16 protein-coding genes and 1 riboswitch are annotated in these 16,033 nt (G+C 58.4%); of the genes, 7 read left to right on the top strand and 9 right to left on the bottom strand.

What is annotated here, in order from left to right; translation table 11 throughout:
- Positions 1–42: 42 nt before the first annotated feature.
- From AB1A64_RS16660 to dnaK, 8 genes are all read right to left on the bottom strand, one after another.
- Complete coding sequence (locus tag AB1A64_RS16660; protein ID WP_366552445.1) at positions 43–1,005, bottom strand: HesA/MoeB/ThiF family protein; 963 nt, start codon at positions 1,003–1,005, stop codon at positions 43–45.
- On the bottom strand, positions 1,002–1,598 hold the full coding sequence (locus AB1A64_RS16655; protein WP_366552444.1) for a thiamine phosphate synthase: 597 nt from the start codon (positions 1,596–1,598) through the stop codon (positions 1,002–1,004). The genes AB1A64_RS16660 and AB1A64_RS16655 overlap by 4 nt, the downstream gene beginning before the upstream one ends.
- Entirely contained in the window at positions 1,595–2,359 is a 765-nt protein-coding gene (locus AB1A64_RS16650; protein WP_366552443.1) for a thiazole synthase, read from the bottom strand. The genes AB1A64_RS16655 and AB1A64_RS16650 overlap by 4 nt, the downstream gene beginning before the upstream one ends.
- Positions 2,360–2,361: 2 nt before the next feature.
- Positions 2,362–2,556: a sulfur carrier protein ThiS gene (gene thiS, locus AB1A64_RS16645; protein WP_366552442.1), complete on the bottom strand. Its 195-nt coding sequence runs from the start codon at positions 2,554–2,556 to the stop codon at positions 2,362–2,364.
- On the bottom strand, positions 2,540–3,517 hold the full coding sequence (locus AB1A64_RS16640; RefSeq protein WP_366552441.1) for an FAD-dependent oxidoreductase: 978 nt from the start codon (positions 3,515–3,517) through the stop codon (positions 2,540–2,542). The genes thiS and AB1A64_RS16640 overlap by 17 nt, the downstream gene beginning before the upstream one ends.
- Positions 3,514–4,317 (bottom strand): bifunctional hydroxymethylpyrimidine kinase/phosphomethylpyrimidine kinase, encoded by an 804-nt coding sequence (gene thiD / locus AB1A64_RS16635; RefSeq protein ID WP_366552440.1) that lies wholly within the window; start codon positions 4,315–4,317, stop codon positions 3,514–3,516. Before thiD ends, AB1A64_RS16640 begins: the two co-directional genes overlap by 4 nt.
- A gap of 43 nt (positions 4,318–4,360) precedes the next feature.
- Positions 4,361–4,467: riboswitch (TPP riboswitch) on the bottom strand.
- Between the two features lie 128 nt (positions 4,468–4,595).
- The gene (dnaJ, locus tag AB1A64_RS16630) at positions 4,596–5,750 is read right to left on the bottom strand and encodes a molecular chaperone DnaJ (RefSeq protein ID WP_366552439.1); all 1,155 of its coding nucleotides are present in this window, start codon (positions 5,748–5,750) and stop codon (positions 4,596–4,598) included.
- Positions 5,751–5,824: 74 nt separating this feature from the next.
- Positions 5,825–7,732 carry a molecular chaperone DnaK gene (gene dnaK / locus AB1A64_RS16625; protein WP_366552438.1) on the bottom strand — a complete coding sequence of 636 codons (1,908 nt, stop codon included), beginning with the start codon at positions 7,730–7,732 and terminating at the stop codon, positions 5,825–5,827.
- A 212-nt stretch (positions 7,733–7,944) separates the two neighbouring features.
- Between dnaK and AB1A64_RS16620 the strand changes: the two genes are divergently transcribed.
- The gene (locus tag AB1A64_RS16620; RefSeq protein WP_366552437.1) at positions 7,945–8,547 is read left to right on the top strand and encodes an alpha-ketoglutarate-dependent dioxygenase AlkB; all 603 of its coding nucleotides are present in this window, start codon (positions 7,945–7,947) and stop codon (positions 8,545–8,547) included.
- Here AB1A64_RS16620 and AB1A64_RS16615 read toward each other — a convergent pair.
- The gene (locus AB1A64_RS16615) at positions 8,544–9,365 is read right to left on the bottom strand and encodes an ABC transporter permease (protein WP_366552436.1); all 822 of its coding nucleotides are present in this window, start codon (positions 9,363–9,365) and stop codon (positions 8,544–8,546) included. The genes AB1A64_RS16620 and AB1A64_RS16615 overlap by 4 nt on opposite strands.
- Positions 9,366–9,487: 122 nt before the next feature.
- Between AB1A64_RS16615 and cysQ the strand changes: the two genes are divergently transcribed.
- The 6 genes from cysQ (at position 9,488) to AB1A64_RS16585 (ending at position 16,033) form a co-directional block, all read left to right on the top strand.
- On the top strand, positions 9,488–10,285 hold the full coding sequence (gene cysQ, locus AB1A64_RS16610; RefSeq protein WP_366552435.1) for a 3'(2'),5'-bisphosphate nucleotidase CysQ: 798 nt from the start codon (positions 9,488–9,490) through the stop codon (positions 10,283–10,285).
- The gene (locus AB1A64_RS16605) at positions 10,285–11,085 is read left to right on the top strand and encodes a manno-octulosonate cytidylyltransferase (protein WP_366552434.1); all 801 of its coding nucleotides are present in this window, start codon (positions 10,285–10,287) and stop codon (positions 11,083–11,085) included. The genes cysQ and AB1A64_RS16605 overlap by 1 nt, the downstream gene beginning before the upstream one ends.
- Positions 11,086–11,155: 70 nt before the next feature.
- Entirely contained in the window at positions 11,156–12,139 is a 984-nt protein-coding gene (galE, locus tag AB1A64_RS16600; RefSeq protein ID WP_366552433.1) for a UDP-glucose 4-epimerase GalE, read from the top strand.
- A gap of 6 nt (positions 12,140–12,145) precedes the next feature.
- Positions 12,146–13,183 (top strand): glycosyltransferase family 2 protein, encoded by a 1,038-nt coding sequence (locus tag AB1A64_RS16595; RefSeq protein ID WP_366552432.1) that lies wholly within the window; start codon positions 12,146–12,148, stop codon positions 13,181–13,183.
- Between the two features lie 166 nt (positions 13,184–13,349).
- A complete protein-coding gene (locus tag AB1A64_RS16590) occupies positions 13,350–14,336 on the top strand; it encodes a glycosyltransferase family 2 protein (RefSeq protein ID WP_366552431.1) in 987 nt (328 codons plus the stop codon).
- Positions 14,333–16,033, top strand: coding sequence for a beta-1,6-N-acetylglucosaminyltransferase (locus AB1A64_RS16585; RefSeq protein WP_366552430.1), 1,701 nt, complete (start codon positions 14,333–14,335; stop codon positions 16,031–16,033). Before AB1A64_RS16590 ends, AB1A64_RS16585 begins: the two co-directional genes overlap by 4 nt.

Here is a 16,033-nt window from a genome sequence, read left to right as displayed (position 1 = left end):
TCGATAGTAACGAATTTCTACCTGCCCGGGGCATCATTTCACTCATGTGGTTGAGGCCGCAACCAGGACAATCTCACCGGACCAATCCGATTGAATTTGCTCAGCCGCCCGCCATGCACGCAATCCGCTGGAGCAACAAAGTGCAAGTCTTTTTCCTTTGTTAGGCTCTTTTTTCAGGGATTCAACTGTGTCCCGACGTGCCCTGCTGTGAAGAGGCTTGGGGGCCTCGTCCGAGGTGCGCAATTCGATGATCAGATCATCTTCGGTCAATTGGTCGGCGGCGAGAAATGGAAAGTGGTGCGCTGGTTCCGGTGCGCCGTCAAATCGGAATGTGGTGCTGCGCAGCGTGCGGGCGTCAAACTGTACCAACTGTCCTAAGGGCGAGGGGTCCAGGCCAAGGATCACGCCCAGCGCCATTTGCGCCTGCATGGCACCTATCACCCCAACGACAGGGCCGAGCACGCCGGCCGTTGCACAGCTCGCGCCGCTATCCGGTGCATCCGGGAACACCGCACGCAAGGATGGTGCATCGGCACAAAACCCACCAACATAGCCGGTCAGCCCCAATACGGATGCGCTGATCAGCGGTTTGCCCTGCAACAAACAGGTATCCGACAGGATATAGCTGGCCGCATAACTGTCCGCGCAGTCCAGAACAATGTCAGAGTTGCGGACAAAATCCAGCGCATTCTGGCTTGTTAGAGCCTGATTTTCGGCCATCACAGTGATGTCACCATTCAAAGCGCGGCAACGCTTTGCGGCGACTTTGGCCTTGGCGCGCCCACAGTCGGATTCAGCGAACATTGTCTGTCGGTGCAGGTTCGAAAGCGCGATTTCATCTCTGTCCAGGATGGTCAAATGCCCAACCCCGGCCCCGGCCAACAAGGGTAAGACCGGGGCGGCCAAACCTCCTGCGCCGACCACCAGAACCCGCGCTGTTGACAGGTGGGCCTGGCCGGCTGGCCCAATCTCGGGCAGGATCATCTGGCGGGCATAACGGCTCATCTCGTGACCTCGATCCATTCGCGAACACGGATTTCTGGATCGGCATTCAGCGTGATGTCCGTGACGACCGAGACGATATCAGCCCCCGCCTGCAAGACGCCCGGTGCCCGTTCAACGCTAATGCCGCCAATCGCGACCAGAGGAATATCCCCCACCCGCGCCTTCCATTCTGTGACGCGTGGCAGGCCCTGCTGTTCCCATTTCATTTTTTTCAGGATCGTCGGATAGACCGGGCCCAAGGCCACATACTCCGGGTCCATGGTCAGAACCCGCTCGAGCTCATCACCATCGTGGGTGGACACGCCCAGTTTAAGCCCTGCCTTGCGGATGCCTTTCAGATCGGCCTCGTCCAGATCCTCTTGCCCGAGATGAATCCACTCACAACCAGCGTCGATAGCCGCCTGCCAATGGTCGTTGACCACCAGCACGGTGTCGTGGGCACGGCATAGTTCCCTCGATTGGGCGATCTGATCCCGTATGACCACATCAAGCTGATCTTTGATCCGCAGTTGCACGAGCTTTACACCCAGGGGCAGCATCCGGCGCAACCAATCAGAGTGGTCGAAGATCGGATAAAATCGATCTAACATCATGATAAAAAGGCCTTTCCGATTACCGGAGTGGAAGGCTCGGCCATATCGCGCGCCTCGATCGGGTCGGCTTGGTACGCCAACTGCCCGGCCTCAATCGCCAGCATCATCGCGCGGGCCATGGCGGCGGGGTCTCCGGCCCGTGCAACAGCGGTATTCAGCAGAACAGCGTCATAACCCAACTCCATCGCCTGCGCGGCGTGACTGGGCCGGCCGATCCCGGCATCCACCACCAGTGGAACATCAGGGAATTCGGCCCGCATCGCGCGCAAGGCATATTCGTTGTTCAACCCGCGCCCCGACCCGATGGGCGCACCCCAAGGCATCAGCACCTCACACCCGGCGGCCAGCAACCGCTCACCCACGATCAGATCGTCGGTTGTGTAGGGGAAAACGTGAAAACCGTCCTCGGTCAGTATGCGCGCGGCCTCGACCAGCTGAAAGACATCAGGTTGCAGGCTGTCGGTGTGGCCGATCAGTTCCAGCTTGATCCATTTGGTGTCAAACACCTCACGCGCCATATAGGCCGTCGTCACGGCCTCTTTCACCGTGTGGCAACCTGCAGTATTGGGCAGGATAAGAACTCCCAGGTCGCGGATCATCTGCCAGAACGTCTGTCCGGCCCCGGATTCACGGCGCAGAGACACTGTGGCCACGCCCGCGCTGCTGTCACGAAACGCCTGTTCCAGAATGGCAGGGCTGGGATATTGCGCCGTGCCCAGCATCAGCGGATTGGGCAGTTGGGTGCCATAGAAGCTTTTCATCCTCAGCCCCCCTGCATCGGCGCGACGACCTCAATCCGGTCGCCGTCGGCCAACCGATGGGCAAGGCGTAGGCCCGAAGGCACGAAATCCTCGTTCACAGCCGTCGCCACCCGCCCCGAATACCCGCATTCGACCAAAAGGTCCGACAGGATTTCGGCGCGCACCTCGCGCTGTTCGCCATTAAGCACGATCTTCATCGACCATCTCCGAATGTTTGTTGTCCAGCGCCAGATCGGCCACGCCCTGCGCAAGCGCGGGGGCTAGCAAATAACCGTGGCGGTACAGCCCGTTGGCATAAATTGTGTGCCCCAGCCGCCGGATGCGGGGCAGGTTATCCGGGAAAGCGGGGCGCAGATCGACACCGATTTCAAGCACCTCGGCCTCGCCAAAAGCGGGGTTCAACGCATACGCAGCACTCAGCAGTTCCAACATGGACCGCGCGGTAATACGGCTGCTATCCTCGCTTTCGATCATCGTAGCGCCCAGCATGTAAACGCCATCACCACGCGGCACGATATAAAGCGGTATCCTGGGATGCAGCAGACGTACTGGACGGGTCAGGGTTACGTCCGGGCACCGGATTACCAGCATTTCACCCTTGACGCCGCGCAGGTCATGCAGCACCTCGCGGGCGTGCAAACCACGGCAGTCGATTGCGTTCTCTAATCGGGTTGGAGCCAGCTTACGGTGAAACGTGACCCCCTGATCCAGCAATTGTCGGTGTAGATCACGTAGTGCCTGACGCGGGTCCAAATGCCCCTCATCCGCAAAGTGTACACCTTTGGTGAAACTGGTTAAATCAGGCTCTAAATTGACAATTTCGGCCTGACTAATCTCGGTATACCCCCCGGTCCGGCGGGCAAACCGACGCAGATCCGGCAGATCACGCGGATTGGCAACAACCAGTGTGCCCCGTTGTTCCACTTGAGTACGCGTAGACCACCACTCGAACGCAGCCTGACCCAGCCGCAACACCGGTTCTTCGGCGTTTTCAAACTCACACCACGGGGCTAGCATACCACCTGCCCACCACGAGCATCCATGTGGCCCCGGAGGGCCACCGGGGTCGAACACCTGAACCCGTGCCCCGCGCGACACAAGCTCGCATGCCACGGCCAATCCGGCCACACCAGCCCCTATGACCGACCAGACGGTCACGCGGACCAGACCCGGTGGAAATGATGAACCGGCCCATGTCCCTGCCCGACCATCAGACCGTCAGCTTTAGCAATGGCCCCTTGCAGATACTCGTGTGCCTGCGCAACCGCATCGGTCAGATTCAGCCCTCGCGCCAGCCCGGCTGCTATCGAAGACGACAGGGTGCATCCCGTGCCATGCGTGTTGCGCGTATCGCAACGAGGGGCGGTGAATTCCGCCACAACGCCCGAGGGATCAATCAACACGTCGTGGCAAACCTTGCCGCGCCCATGCCCGCCCTTCATCAATACCGACCGCGCGCCCAGCCCGCACAACGCCATCCCCTGCGCGATCATCTGATTGGGGGATTCGGCATCCGTGGTTCCCAGCAAACACGCGGCCTCGGGCAGGTTCGGGGTCAGCATGGTCACTTGGGGTAAAAGAACATCACGCAGGGTCTGAACGGCATCCTGTGCCAGCAAGGCATCGCCAGATTTGGAGATCATCACCGGGTCCAAAACGACGGGGCCATCAAACCCAGCGATGGCCCCGGCAACGGTTTGAATAATTTCAGGGGTCGCAAGCATGCCGATCTTGATCGCGCTCACATCCAGGTCGGTCAGCACCGCCTCGATCTGAGCGGCCACTACGTTGAGCGGTATGCCATGCACTGCGGTCACAGCCCGCGTGTTCTGCGCCGTGACCGCCGTGATCACGCTGGCACCATAGACGCCCAGCGCAGACATTGCCTTGAGATCCGCCTGAATCCCGGCCCCGCCCCCACTGTCCGAGCCCGCAATTGTCAGGGCAATATGCGCCATATCGTTGCTCCATCATCAAGGGGCAACGCAGCATGGAAAACGTCTGTGTGTGTAGACCGTTCCCTACGCCGGTATTGCCCGGATCAGGTTCGATGGGTTAGCGCATTCACGCCTCTCAGCCCCTTGATCAGGGCACCCCAACGGTTGGCGCGACAATCTCAGGGGATGCGGCGGGATTCAAGGGCCAATTTTTGCGAAGTTCATGGACAAACTGGACCTATGCAACGAAAAAAGCCGATCCAAGGGGATCGGCCTTTTAGCAACTTGGAGGCGTGATCTTAGCCCTTCATCCCATCCCAAAAGGATTTGACGGATGAGAAGAAGCTTTTTGATTCCGGGTGGTTATCTTCACCCAGATCGTCGAATTCGCGCAACAGTTCTTTCTGGCGGCTGGTCAGATTAACCGGCGTTTCCACCGCCAGCTCGATGAACATATCACCCACACCGCCACCACGCAGGGCAGGCATGCCCTTACCGCGCAGGCGCATTTGGCGGCCCGATTGGCTGCCTGCTGGTATTTGCACACGGCCACGGCCACCATCGATGGTTGGCACTTCGATCGAACCGCCCAGCGCGGCCTTGGCCATGCTTACAGGAACGCGGCAGTAGAGGTTCACACTGTCACGTTCGAACAGTTTATGATCCGACACTTCGACGAAAATGTACAAATCCCCCGGAGGGCCACCGCGCATACCGGCCTCACCCTCACCCGCCAGACGGATACGAGTTCCGGTTTCCACACCGGCGGGGATATTGACGGACAGCGCGCGTTCTTTTTCCACGCGGCCTGCACCGCCACAGGCTTTACAGGGGTTCTTGATGATCTGACCCAGCCCCGAACAGGTCGGGCACGAGCGTTCAACGGTAAAGAAACCCTGCTGCGCGCGCACCTTGCCCATGCCCGAACAGGTTGGACAGGTGGTTGGCTCCACTCCGCCTTCTGCACCTGATCCGTCACAGGCCGAACAGGCCACGGCGGCGGGAACGCTGATGGTCTTCTGAAGACCCGCAAACGCCTCTTCCAGCGTCACACGCAGGTTATAGCGCAAGTCCGATCCGCGCGCCGCACGACGCCCGCCACCGGGGCCGCCACGCTGGCCGCCCATGAAATCACCGAACAGATCGTCGAACACGTCTGAGAACGCGCTGGAGAAATCACCCTGACCAAAGCCGGCGCCGGGACGACCACCGCCGCCGCCCATACCGTTTTCAAAGGCGGCGTGACCAAAGCGGTCGTAAGCGGCCTTTTTGTCAGCGTCGCGCAGCACATCATAAGCCTCGTTGGCTTCTTTGAACTGCGACTCGGCATCCGGGTTGTCTTTGTTGCGATCGGGATGCAACTCTTTGGCTTTCTTGCGAAAACCCTTTTTGATTTCATCCGCCGATGCGCCCTTAGCTACGCCGAGCACATCATAGTAGTCGCGTTTTGACATCAGTGTTTCCTTCTGCCTCAACGTAAATAGGCCGGCCCGGCAACCGGACCGGCCCGCATTGGCCCGGTTACCCGTTAGTTACGCTTGTCGTCGTCCAGATCTTCGAACTCGGCGTCGACGATGTCATCCTCACCCGGCGCAGCATCTGCCGCCGCAGGCTCATCCTCACCTTCTTCGGCTTGCGCCTTGTAGATGGCTTCGCCCAGCTTCATGGCCGCTTCGGTGACGTTCTGGATGCCCGATTTGATCTTGTCGGCATTCTCAGTCTCCAGCTCGTCCTTCAGCGCGGCAATCGCCAGCTCGATAGCTTCGATGGTGGTCGGGTCGACCTTGTCTGCATGCTCTTCCATCGACTTTTCGGTCGAGTGGATCAAGCTTTCCGCCTGGTTCTTGGCGTCGACCAGCTCGCGGCGTTCCTTGTCGGCTTCCGCGTTCTCTTCGGCGTCCTTGACCATCTTGTCGATGTCTTCATCCGACAGACCACCCGAGGCCTGGATGGTGATCTTTTGCTCTTTGCCGGTGCCTTTGTCCTTGGCTGAAACCGAGACAATGCCGTTGGCGTCGATGTCAAAAGTCACCTCGATCTGAGGCATGCCGCGCGGTGCGGGCGGGATATCTTCGAGATTAAATTGACCCAGGATCTTGTTGTCCGCGGCCATTTCACGCTCACCCTGGAACACACGGATGGTTACGGCGTTCTGGTTGTCTTCGGCGGTCGAGAAGACCTGAGACTTTTTGGTCGGGATCGTGGTGTTGCGGTCGATCAGACGGGTGAACACCCCACCCAGCGTCTCAATCCCCAGCGAAAGCGGCGTCACGTCCAGCAGAACCACGTCTTTAACGTCGCCCTGCAGAACACCGGCCTGAATGGCGGCGCCCATGGCAACCACTTCGTCCGGGTTCACGCCCTTATGGGGCTCTTTACCAAAGAACTTGGTGACCTCTTCGATCACTTTCGGCATCCGGGTCATACCACCGACCAGAACAACCTCGTCAATGTCACCAGCTGACAGACCAGCGTCTTTCAGTGCGGCCTGGCAGGGCTTCATCGACTTTTTGATCAGGTCCGACACCAGCGATTCCAGCTTGGCACGGGTCAGTTTCATGACCATGTGCAGCGGCTGACCGTTCGAACCCATCGAGATGAACGGCTGGTTGATTTCGGTCTGCGAGGTCGAGGACAGTTCGATCTTGGCTTTCTCAGCAGCTTCTTTCAGACGCTGCAGCGCCATCTTGTCGGCAGACAGATCGACACCGTGTTCCTTTTTGAACTCATCCGCCAGGTAGTTGACGATGCGCATGTCAAAGTCTTCACCACCCAGGAAGGTGTCACCGTTGGTCGACTTGACCTCGAACAGGCCGTCGTCGATTTCCAGAATGGTTACGTCGAAAGTACCGCCACCAAGGTCATAGACCGCGATGGTTTGGGTTTCTTCCTTGTCCAGACCATAAGCCAACGCAGCCGCTGTCGGTTCGTTGATGATCCGCAGCACTTCCAGACCGGCGATTTTACCGGCGTCTTTGGTGGCCTGACGCTGTGCGTCGTTGAAATATGCCGGAACGGTGATCACGGCTTGCGTGACTTCCTCACCCAGATAGCTCTCGGCAGTTTCCTTCATCTTGCCCAGAGTGAAGGCCGAGATCTGGCTTGGGGAGTACTTTTCACCGCGGGCTTCGACCCACGCATCGCCATTGCCGCCATCGACGATGGCGTACGGCACCATTTTCTTGTCTTTTTCGACTTCTGCATCATCCACACGACGACCGATCAGACGCTTGACGCCAAAGATCGTGTTGTCGGGGTTGGTGACCGCCTGGCGTTTTGCAGGCTGACCGACCAGTCGCTCATCTTCGGTGAAGGCGACGATCGAGGGCGTGGTCCGCGCCCCTTCGGCGTTTTCGATGACCTTCGGCTGCGAGCCATCCATAATGGCCACACACGAGTTGGTGGTTCCAAGGTCAATCCCGATTACTTTTCCCATATGTTCAATCCCTTTCTCTTCAAGGCGATGTCCCGAGGTCCGAACCCGTTATGGCACCCGGCCCCGATCTGATGTGCGCAACAGCCCTACACCATCGCGCGTCCCGGCGTATATAAGGGCGGGATCAGAGGCCTGCAAGCGTTGTAAAACGCAGGTTTTCGGGAATCTGTGGCCTTTTTGGCAAGGTTTTGGCAAGGATCGGGGATTCTCGGATGGCGCGGCTGCTTTTACGCGGTTTTGATATCAGGAAAGCTTGGCTGGACGGGCCCGCGCAGGTGCGGCTGATCGACAGCCTGCGGCCGATTCTGAAATCGGCCCCTTTGTTCCGGCCAGTCACGCCATCGGGCAAGGAAATGTCGGTGCGTATGACGTCAGCCGGATCACTGGGCTGGGTCACCGACAAGACGGGTTACCGATATCAGGCGCGACACCCCAAAGGCGCGGTTTGGCCCGCGATCCCGGAGCAGATCCTTGATATCTGGCGCGACCTCGCCAGTCCGGCCCGCGATCCCGACTGCTGCCTAATCAACTACTACGGCGAAGGGGCCCGGATGGGGCTGCATCAGGACAAGGACGAGGCGGATTTTTCCTGGCCGGTCCTGTCAATCTCATTGGGGGATGATGCCCTTTTCCGCATCGGCAACCAGACACGGGGCGGCAAGACCGAATCCATCTGGTTGAATTCGGGCGATGTGGTGATCATGGGCGGGCCCGCCCGGTTGACTTATCACGGTGTCGACCGCATCCGGTTCGGGTCATCAAAACTGTTGCCTAAGGGTGGCCGGATCAACCTGACGCTGCGTGTGGCTGGTTAGCGGCGCGCCTCCCAGCTTTGGGACACGTGCTGACGAGAGAAGAATATCCCCAACAAGCCGATCAGCAGCAAGATCAGCCCCACCCAAAGCGCATATTCCCAGCTGGTGTTGCGAGGAAAATAATTGCGGAAAAGAAAACCGCGGCACTGATCGATGATGTGAAACAGGGGGTTCCAGGTGAACATGGCCAACGTGGCACCGCCCAGCGCATTCGCCACGAACATTTTACCCGAAAAGATCATGTTCAAGCGCCGGTAGATATTGGTCAGGACTGTCACAAAAGTGGGAAACCACGGTCGCAGAGCCATGAAGACGACGCCAATCGCGCAGCCGACAAACCAGCTCAGGATCAACATGCCAAAAGCGCCGCCCGGTTCCTGAATTTCAATTGGCGCGACTGCTACACTGTAAATAAAGAGGATCACGATGATTGTCACAATCTGCGTGTAAAGCGCCCCAAAAGCGGTGGCCAACAGGACGACAACCATGTTCATCGGCGAATGCAGCATCATCGGGTTGTTGCCGGTCCCGACCCCCGCTACCGCGCTGACGGATTTGATATGGGTGATGAACAGAAACACGCCCGACAGCAGAAACAGGACAAATTCGCCGCGGATTCTTGCAATACGTGGTCCCAGGAAAGACAGGATCGTATATAACACCAAAACTAGGGCGAGAACCTGCAAGATGTTGATGATTATGGCCACGACCGCGTTGTGATGCTGGGACCGTATGCTGCGAACAACGGCGTGGAAAATCAGCTCGGCCGTTGTGAACGCGCCGCCCAGTAAGGACTGGTTTCGCTTGAAATAATACACCCGAAGCGTCTTTCCCGTTTTTTCGCCTGCAATCTGCCACGAAATTCTTGCCGTTCCGTAACCGGCACATCATAAGGCCGTCAGGCTATTCGATCAACAAATCACAGGAACGGAGCATTTTTGTGACCTACGACGCCCTCATTCCCGTCATTCGACGGCTGGCTCTGGAAGCCGGCGACAAGATCATGGAAATCTACAATTCCGATGATTTCGACGTAAAGGTCAAATCCGATTCCAGCCCGGTGACAGAAGCAGACGAAGCTGCCGACGCCCTGATTTCGGCCGGTCTGCGCGCTGCCTTCCCGGATATTCTGCTGGTGACCGAGGAACAGGCGGCATCGCATTCAGAAAAAGGGGACACGTTCCTGATTGTCGACCCGCTGGACGGCACCAAGGAGTTCATCAACCGTCGCGGCGACTTCACGGTGAATATTGCGTTGGTCGAAAACGGCGTTCCAACCCGTGGCGTGGTTTATGCCCCGGCCAAAGGGCGCATGTTCTATACGCAAGCCAACGGTCAATCGGTTGAAGAGACCGGCGCGTTGGACAAGGCGCAGGCTGGGGAAGTGATCCCCATTACAGTGTCTAATCCGGACAATTCGGCGCTTATGATCGTCGCATCGAAATCGCACCGCGATCAGGCCACCGAGGATTACATCAACAAATATCAGGTGAAGGACAGCAAAAGCGCGGGCTCGTCGCTGAAATTCTGCCTGGTCGCCACTGGTGAAGCGGATCTTTACCCCCGCGTTGGCCGAACGATGGAATGGGACACCGCCGCTGGTCACGCGGTGCTGGCCGGTGCGGGCGGCAATGTGGTGCGCTTTGATGATCATTCACCGCTGACCTATGGCAAGGACGGCTATGCAAACCCGTTCTTTATCGCCTACGCTCCGGGTGTTGACCTGAAGGAGGCCTGATGTCCGTTCTGATCGCCATTCCCGCCCGCTATGCCTCGACCCGTTATCCGGGCAAACCGCTGGTTCCGCTGACCGGGGCCAATGGCACCGCGATGACGTTGATCGAACGGTCCTGGCGTGCGGCCTGTTCGGTGTCGGGCGTCGACAAGGTGGTTGTTGCCACCGATGACGACCGCATCCGCGAAGTGGCCGAAGGGTTCGGGGCCGAGGTGGTGATGACCTCGGAAAGCTGCGGCAACGGCACCGAACGCTGCGCTGAGACCCATGCCAACCTTGGCGCGGGCTATGACATCGTGGTGAACCTGCAAGGCGACGCGCCGCTGACACCGCATTGGTTTGTTGAAGACCTAGTCGCTGGCCTGCGCGCCGCGCCTGAGGCGGGCGTGGCCACACCCGTGCTGCGCTGCGATGGCGACGCGCTAAACAGCCTGCTAAACGACCGCAAGCACGGGCGCGTTGGCGGCACCACCGCCGTTTTTGCTGCTGATCACAGCGCCATGTATTTCTCGAAAGAGGTCGTCCCGTTCACCGCTGAGACCTACGCAGGCGAGCAAGAGACCCCGGTCTTCCACCATGTCGGCGTCTACGCCTATCGCCCCGATGCTTTGGCCGCCTATCCCACCTGGCCGGTGGGCCCGCTGGAACAGCTGGAAGGGCTTGAACAGCTGCGGTTTATGGAAAATGGCCGCAAAGTTCTGTGCGTCGAGGTTGAGGCCAAAGGCCGCCAGTTCTGGGAACTGAACAACCCGCAGGACGTCCCCAAGCTTGAGGAAATGATGGCCGCGATGGGGTTGGATTGATCTCTTTTCCCCCTGACCTGGACACGCCGGATGGCATAGCAGGGCGCAAACTTCTTTGTCTGGAAAACAGATGACCAATATTCTTGTAACCGGCGGAGCTGGATATATCGGATCGCATGCCTGCAAGGCGCTGGCGCAGGCGGGATATACGCCTGTGACTTATGACAACCTGATCACTGGCTGGCAGGACGCAGTGAAATTCGGACCGTTCGAACAGGGCGATCTGCTGGATCGTGCTCGGTTGGATGAGGTTTTCGCCAAATACCAGCCCGCCGCTGTGATGCATTTCGCCGCCCTCAGTCAGGTGGGTGAGGCGATGTCGCAGCCCGGCAGATATTGGACCAACAATGTCACCGGGTCACTGAACCTGATCGAGGCTGCCGTGGCTGCCGGTTGTCTGAACTTTGTGTTCTCATCGACCTGCGCCACTTATGGCGAGCATGACAATGTGGTACTGGATGAAGACACACCGCAACTGCCGCTGAACGCCTATGGTGCCTCAAAACGGGCCATCGAAGATATCCTGCGTGATTTTGAGGCCGCATATGGCCTGAATCACGTGATCTTCCGCTATTTCAACGTGGCCGGTGCCGACCCCGAGGGCGAAGTGGGTGAATTCCACCGCCCCGAAACTCATCTGGTACCGCTGATGCTGGACGCCATTGACGGCAAGCGCGACGGGCTGACCGTATTCGGCACCGATTACGATACGCCCGACGGCACCTGTATCCGCGACTATGTGCATGTTTGTGATCTGGTCGATGCCCATGTTCTGGGGTTGAACTGGCTGGAACAGGGCAAGGGCAGCCGCGTGTTCAACCTTGGCACCGGATCCGGCTTTTCGGTGATGGAGGTGATTGGCCATTCCAAAGCTGTCACCAACCGCGAGGTGCCCTATTCCATCGGTCCGCGCCGCGCTGGCGATTGCACCAAGCTGGTTTCGGGCTCGGTTCGCGCGGGGCAAGAGCTTGGTTGGACCCCAAAAAGGTCAACATTAGAGACGATGATCGGCGACGCCTGGCGCTGGCATCAGAACGGCAATTACGAAAAGTGAGTATAGGTGACAGATCACGCGACCGATAATCTTCCCCCCATTGGATGGGTTCAGAAGTACCGGTTGCGTCTGAAACGAAGGCGGTTGCTTTGGCGATCCTTTCGCAGCCGCCATCAGCTAGCCAGCCTCAAGGATCAGACCGCGCATATCAGACCCGGCGCGGTACTGGCCTTCACCACGCTGCGCAATGAAATCAATCGCCTTCCGTGGTTCTTCCGCCACTATCGCGGGCTTGGGGTGGATCACTTTCTGGTCGTGGATAACGGCAGCGATGACGGCTCGGTCGAATTTCTGCGCGATCAGCCCGATGTGTCGCTGTGGCAGACCTCTAACAGCTATCGCGACGCGCGATACGGTTTGGATTGGCTGACATGGCTGCAAATGCGCTATGGCCACGGACACTGGACCTTGATGGTGGACGCGGATGAGCTGCTGATCTACTCCAACCACGACAGCAAATCCCTGCAAGACCTGACCGGCGCCTTGGACCAACAAGGCCACATCGCCTTTGGCGCACTGCTGCTGGATCTCTACCCCAAGGGGCCACTGGGCACGCAGCCCTATGACCCCGAAACGGACCCGACCGAAACCCTTAGCTGGTTCGATCCCGGCCCCTACCGGTGTCAGCGCCAAAGCCCGATGGGCAACCTATGGGTGCAAGGCGGTGCGCGGGAACGGATGTTTTTTGCCGACAGGCCACGGCATTCACCCACATTGAACAAGATCCCGCTGGTGCACTGGTCACGGCGCTATGCTTATGTGAACTCGTGCCACTCGGCCCTGCCCCGGCATCTGAACGCGGTCTATGACGGCCCCGGCGGCAAGACGCCTTCGGGCGTGTTGCTGCACACCAAATTCCTTCCCGAGGTGGTGGGCAAATCATCGACTGAAAAAACCCGACGGCAGCATTTTCATGATCCCGACCTATTTGGGTCATATTATGATGCAATTGGAAACCGCCCCGACATGTGGACACCTCAGTCCGTACGATTCGAGGGCTGGGCCCAGTTACAACAATTGGGTCTGATGGGGAAAGTTTGCTGAAAAGCAGCATATGTGACTAACGGTTTTTAAATTCGTTGCCTTGAAAGATACATCAATGGCATAAAACGGCACTTGCCCGGCACCACTCTGGATCGTCCAGCCCCCGGGCATGCTCGCGTAACGAAAAAGGCAGTGCAAACGCGTGAGCCTGTTGGATTCATATCGAATGAGATTGCGGCGCAAGCGTCGTCTGGTGCGCTGCCTGCGCAAACGCCAGCAATTAAAGCCAATATCCGACAAGACCAACGATATCCGACGCGACGATATCTTGTTGATGAGCGTTCTGAGGAACGAGAAAATCCGCCTGCCTTACTTTCTGGAATACTACCGCAGGTTGGGTGTCGATCATTTTCTGTTCGTCGACAACGACAGCGATGATAGCTCGGGCGAATACTTGGCAAGCCAACCTGACGTTTCGGTCTGGCGGGCAAGTGCCAGCTATAAACAGGCTTCGTTTGGATTGGACTGGTCAAACTACCTGTTGCGGAAATACGCGCACGGGCACTGGGTTCTGACAGTCGACCCGGATGAATTTTTTATCTATCCGTTCTGCGACACCCGTCCGATCCGCGCCCTGACCGATTGGCTGGACGGCTGCGCGGTACGCAGTTTCGGCACCATGCTGATCGACATGTATCCGCAAGGACCAGTGGATGCTCAGCCCTATCACGAAGGGCAGGACCCGTTTGAGATCGCCCGCTGGTTTGATGCCGGCAACTATATGATCACCATGAACCCCGAGTATAAGAACCTGTGGATTCAAGGGGGACCACGGGCGCGTGTGTTCTTTCGCGACACCCCATTACAAGCGCCTGCGCTGAACAAGATCCCTTTGGTCAAATGGGACCGTCGCTATGTCTATGTCAGTTCGACCCATTCGCTGCTGCCGCGTGGATTGAACCAGGTTTACGACGATTGGGGCGGTGAAAAGACCAGCGGCGCGTTGCTGCACGCCAAGCTGATCAGCACGCTGGGCGACAAAGCCCGCGAAGAGATGCAGCGCGGCCAGCATTATCGCCGCTCGGGCGAATATCGCGCCTATGCCCAGGGGCTGGACGAGCAGCCGGTGTTTTGGTGCGACCGGTCCGAGAAATACATCAACTGGCGTCAGCTTGAGATCCTTGGCCTCATGTCGAAAGGAAACTGGGCATGAGCCGTCTGGGCGTTGTCATGCTGGTACATACAGCACTGCACCGGGCCGAGCAGGTGGCCCGGCACTGGACGACATCGGGCTGCCCGGTGGTGATCCATGTGGACCGCAAAGTGCCAGACCGAGTGTATTCCAAATTTGTTGCCGCATGCGCGGATGAGGCGCTGATCCGGTTCTCGGAACGCCATGCCTGCGAATGGGGTGGCTGGGGAATTGTCGCGGCCTCACAATCCGCGGCCGAACTGATGCTTGAGGCATTTCCGGACGTACATCACGTCTATCTGTCTTCGGGGGCCTGCCTGCCCCTTCGGCCTGTGGATGAGCTGATCGGCTATCTTGCCGACCGGCCGCGGGTCGATTTCATCGAAAGCGCCACAACTGCTGATGTCAGTTGGACCATCGGTGGGTTGGATCAGGAACGCTTTACACTGCGCTTTCCGTTTTCCTGGCGCCGGAACCGCAAACTGTTCGACGCTTATGTAAAACTGCAACGCGCCCTTGGGATGCGCCGCAAAATCCCCGAAGGGTTGATGCCGCATATGGGCAGCCAATGGTGGTGCCTGACCCGACAGACCCTGTCGGCCATTCTACAGGACCCCAAGCGGCACACCTATGACCGCTATTTCCGTCGTGTCTGGATACCAGATGAAAGCTATTTCCAGACGCTGGCGCGACTGTATTCCACCCATATTGAAAGCCGGTCGCTGACCTTGTCGAAATTCGACTATCAGGGGCGACCACATATCTTTTATGACGATCATCTGCAGTTACTGCGCCGCTCGGACTGTTTTGTGGCCCGAAAGATCTGGCCGCGTGCCGATCGGCTGTATCAGGCTTTTCTGACCGACCAGAGCAGCGCCATGCGACCAGCCGAACCCAATCCGGGCAAGATCGACCGAGTATTTTCCAAAGCGGTCGAGCGTCGAACCCGTGGGCGCGACGGGCTGTACATGCAAAGCCGCTTTCCCCGTCACGGCAGTGAGAACGGCCTGACCTCATTCCCTTATTCGGTATTTCAGGGTTTTGCCGAGCTGTTCGAGGATTTTGAACCCTGGCTGACCGAGACCACAGGCGCACGGGTGCATGGGCACCTGTTTGGCCCCGCGAGGGCCGAATTTGCCGGGGGTGACACGATCACCAACGGCGCGCTCAGCGATTGTGCGGTTCTGCGCGACTATAATCCGACGGCCTTTGTCTCGAACCTGATCTGGAACACACGGGGTGAGCGGCAGTGCTTTCAATTCGGTCCCGGAGATACGCAGAAGATCAACTGGTTTCTGGCGCGGGATAAGAACGCGCAAATCTCGGTCATCACCGGGGCCTGGGCGATCCCGCTGTTCCGGTCGAACATGAATTTCGCCGACATCCGTTGTGAGGCGGCACGCCTGCAGCAGATTGAAACCAAACAGCTTGAGGTTCTGGGCTCGGTCTGGACCAAGGCGCAGGTGCGTACCTGGTCCTTGGCCGAATTTGTCGAATCTCCGATGGAGCCCATGCAGACCGTGATCGAGGAAATCGGCACCCACCGCGCGAACCATTTGACCGAAGCTCCAAAAATGGTGGATTTGACTGGCTTTGGACAATTCCTCCAGAACCTCAAAAATCAAGGAATGCATCCTTATTTGGTGGGGGATTTTCCTGCGGATGATATTTTCGGCGCGCGGGTTCGGCCATTCAAGAAACCTTATCTGGTGCAATAG

The sequence above is a fragment of the Ruegeria sp. ANG10 genome (assembly GCF_040705255.1).
In the GTDB taxonomy this organism is placed as follows: domain Bacteria; phylum Pseudomonadota; class Alphaproteobacteria; order Rhodobacterales; family Rhodobacteraceae; genus Ruegeria.
This window is presented reverse-complemented; position numbering and strand designations above follow the sequence as displayed.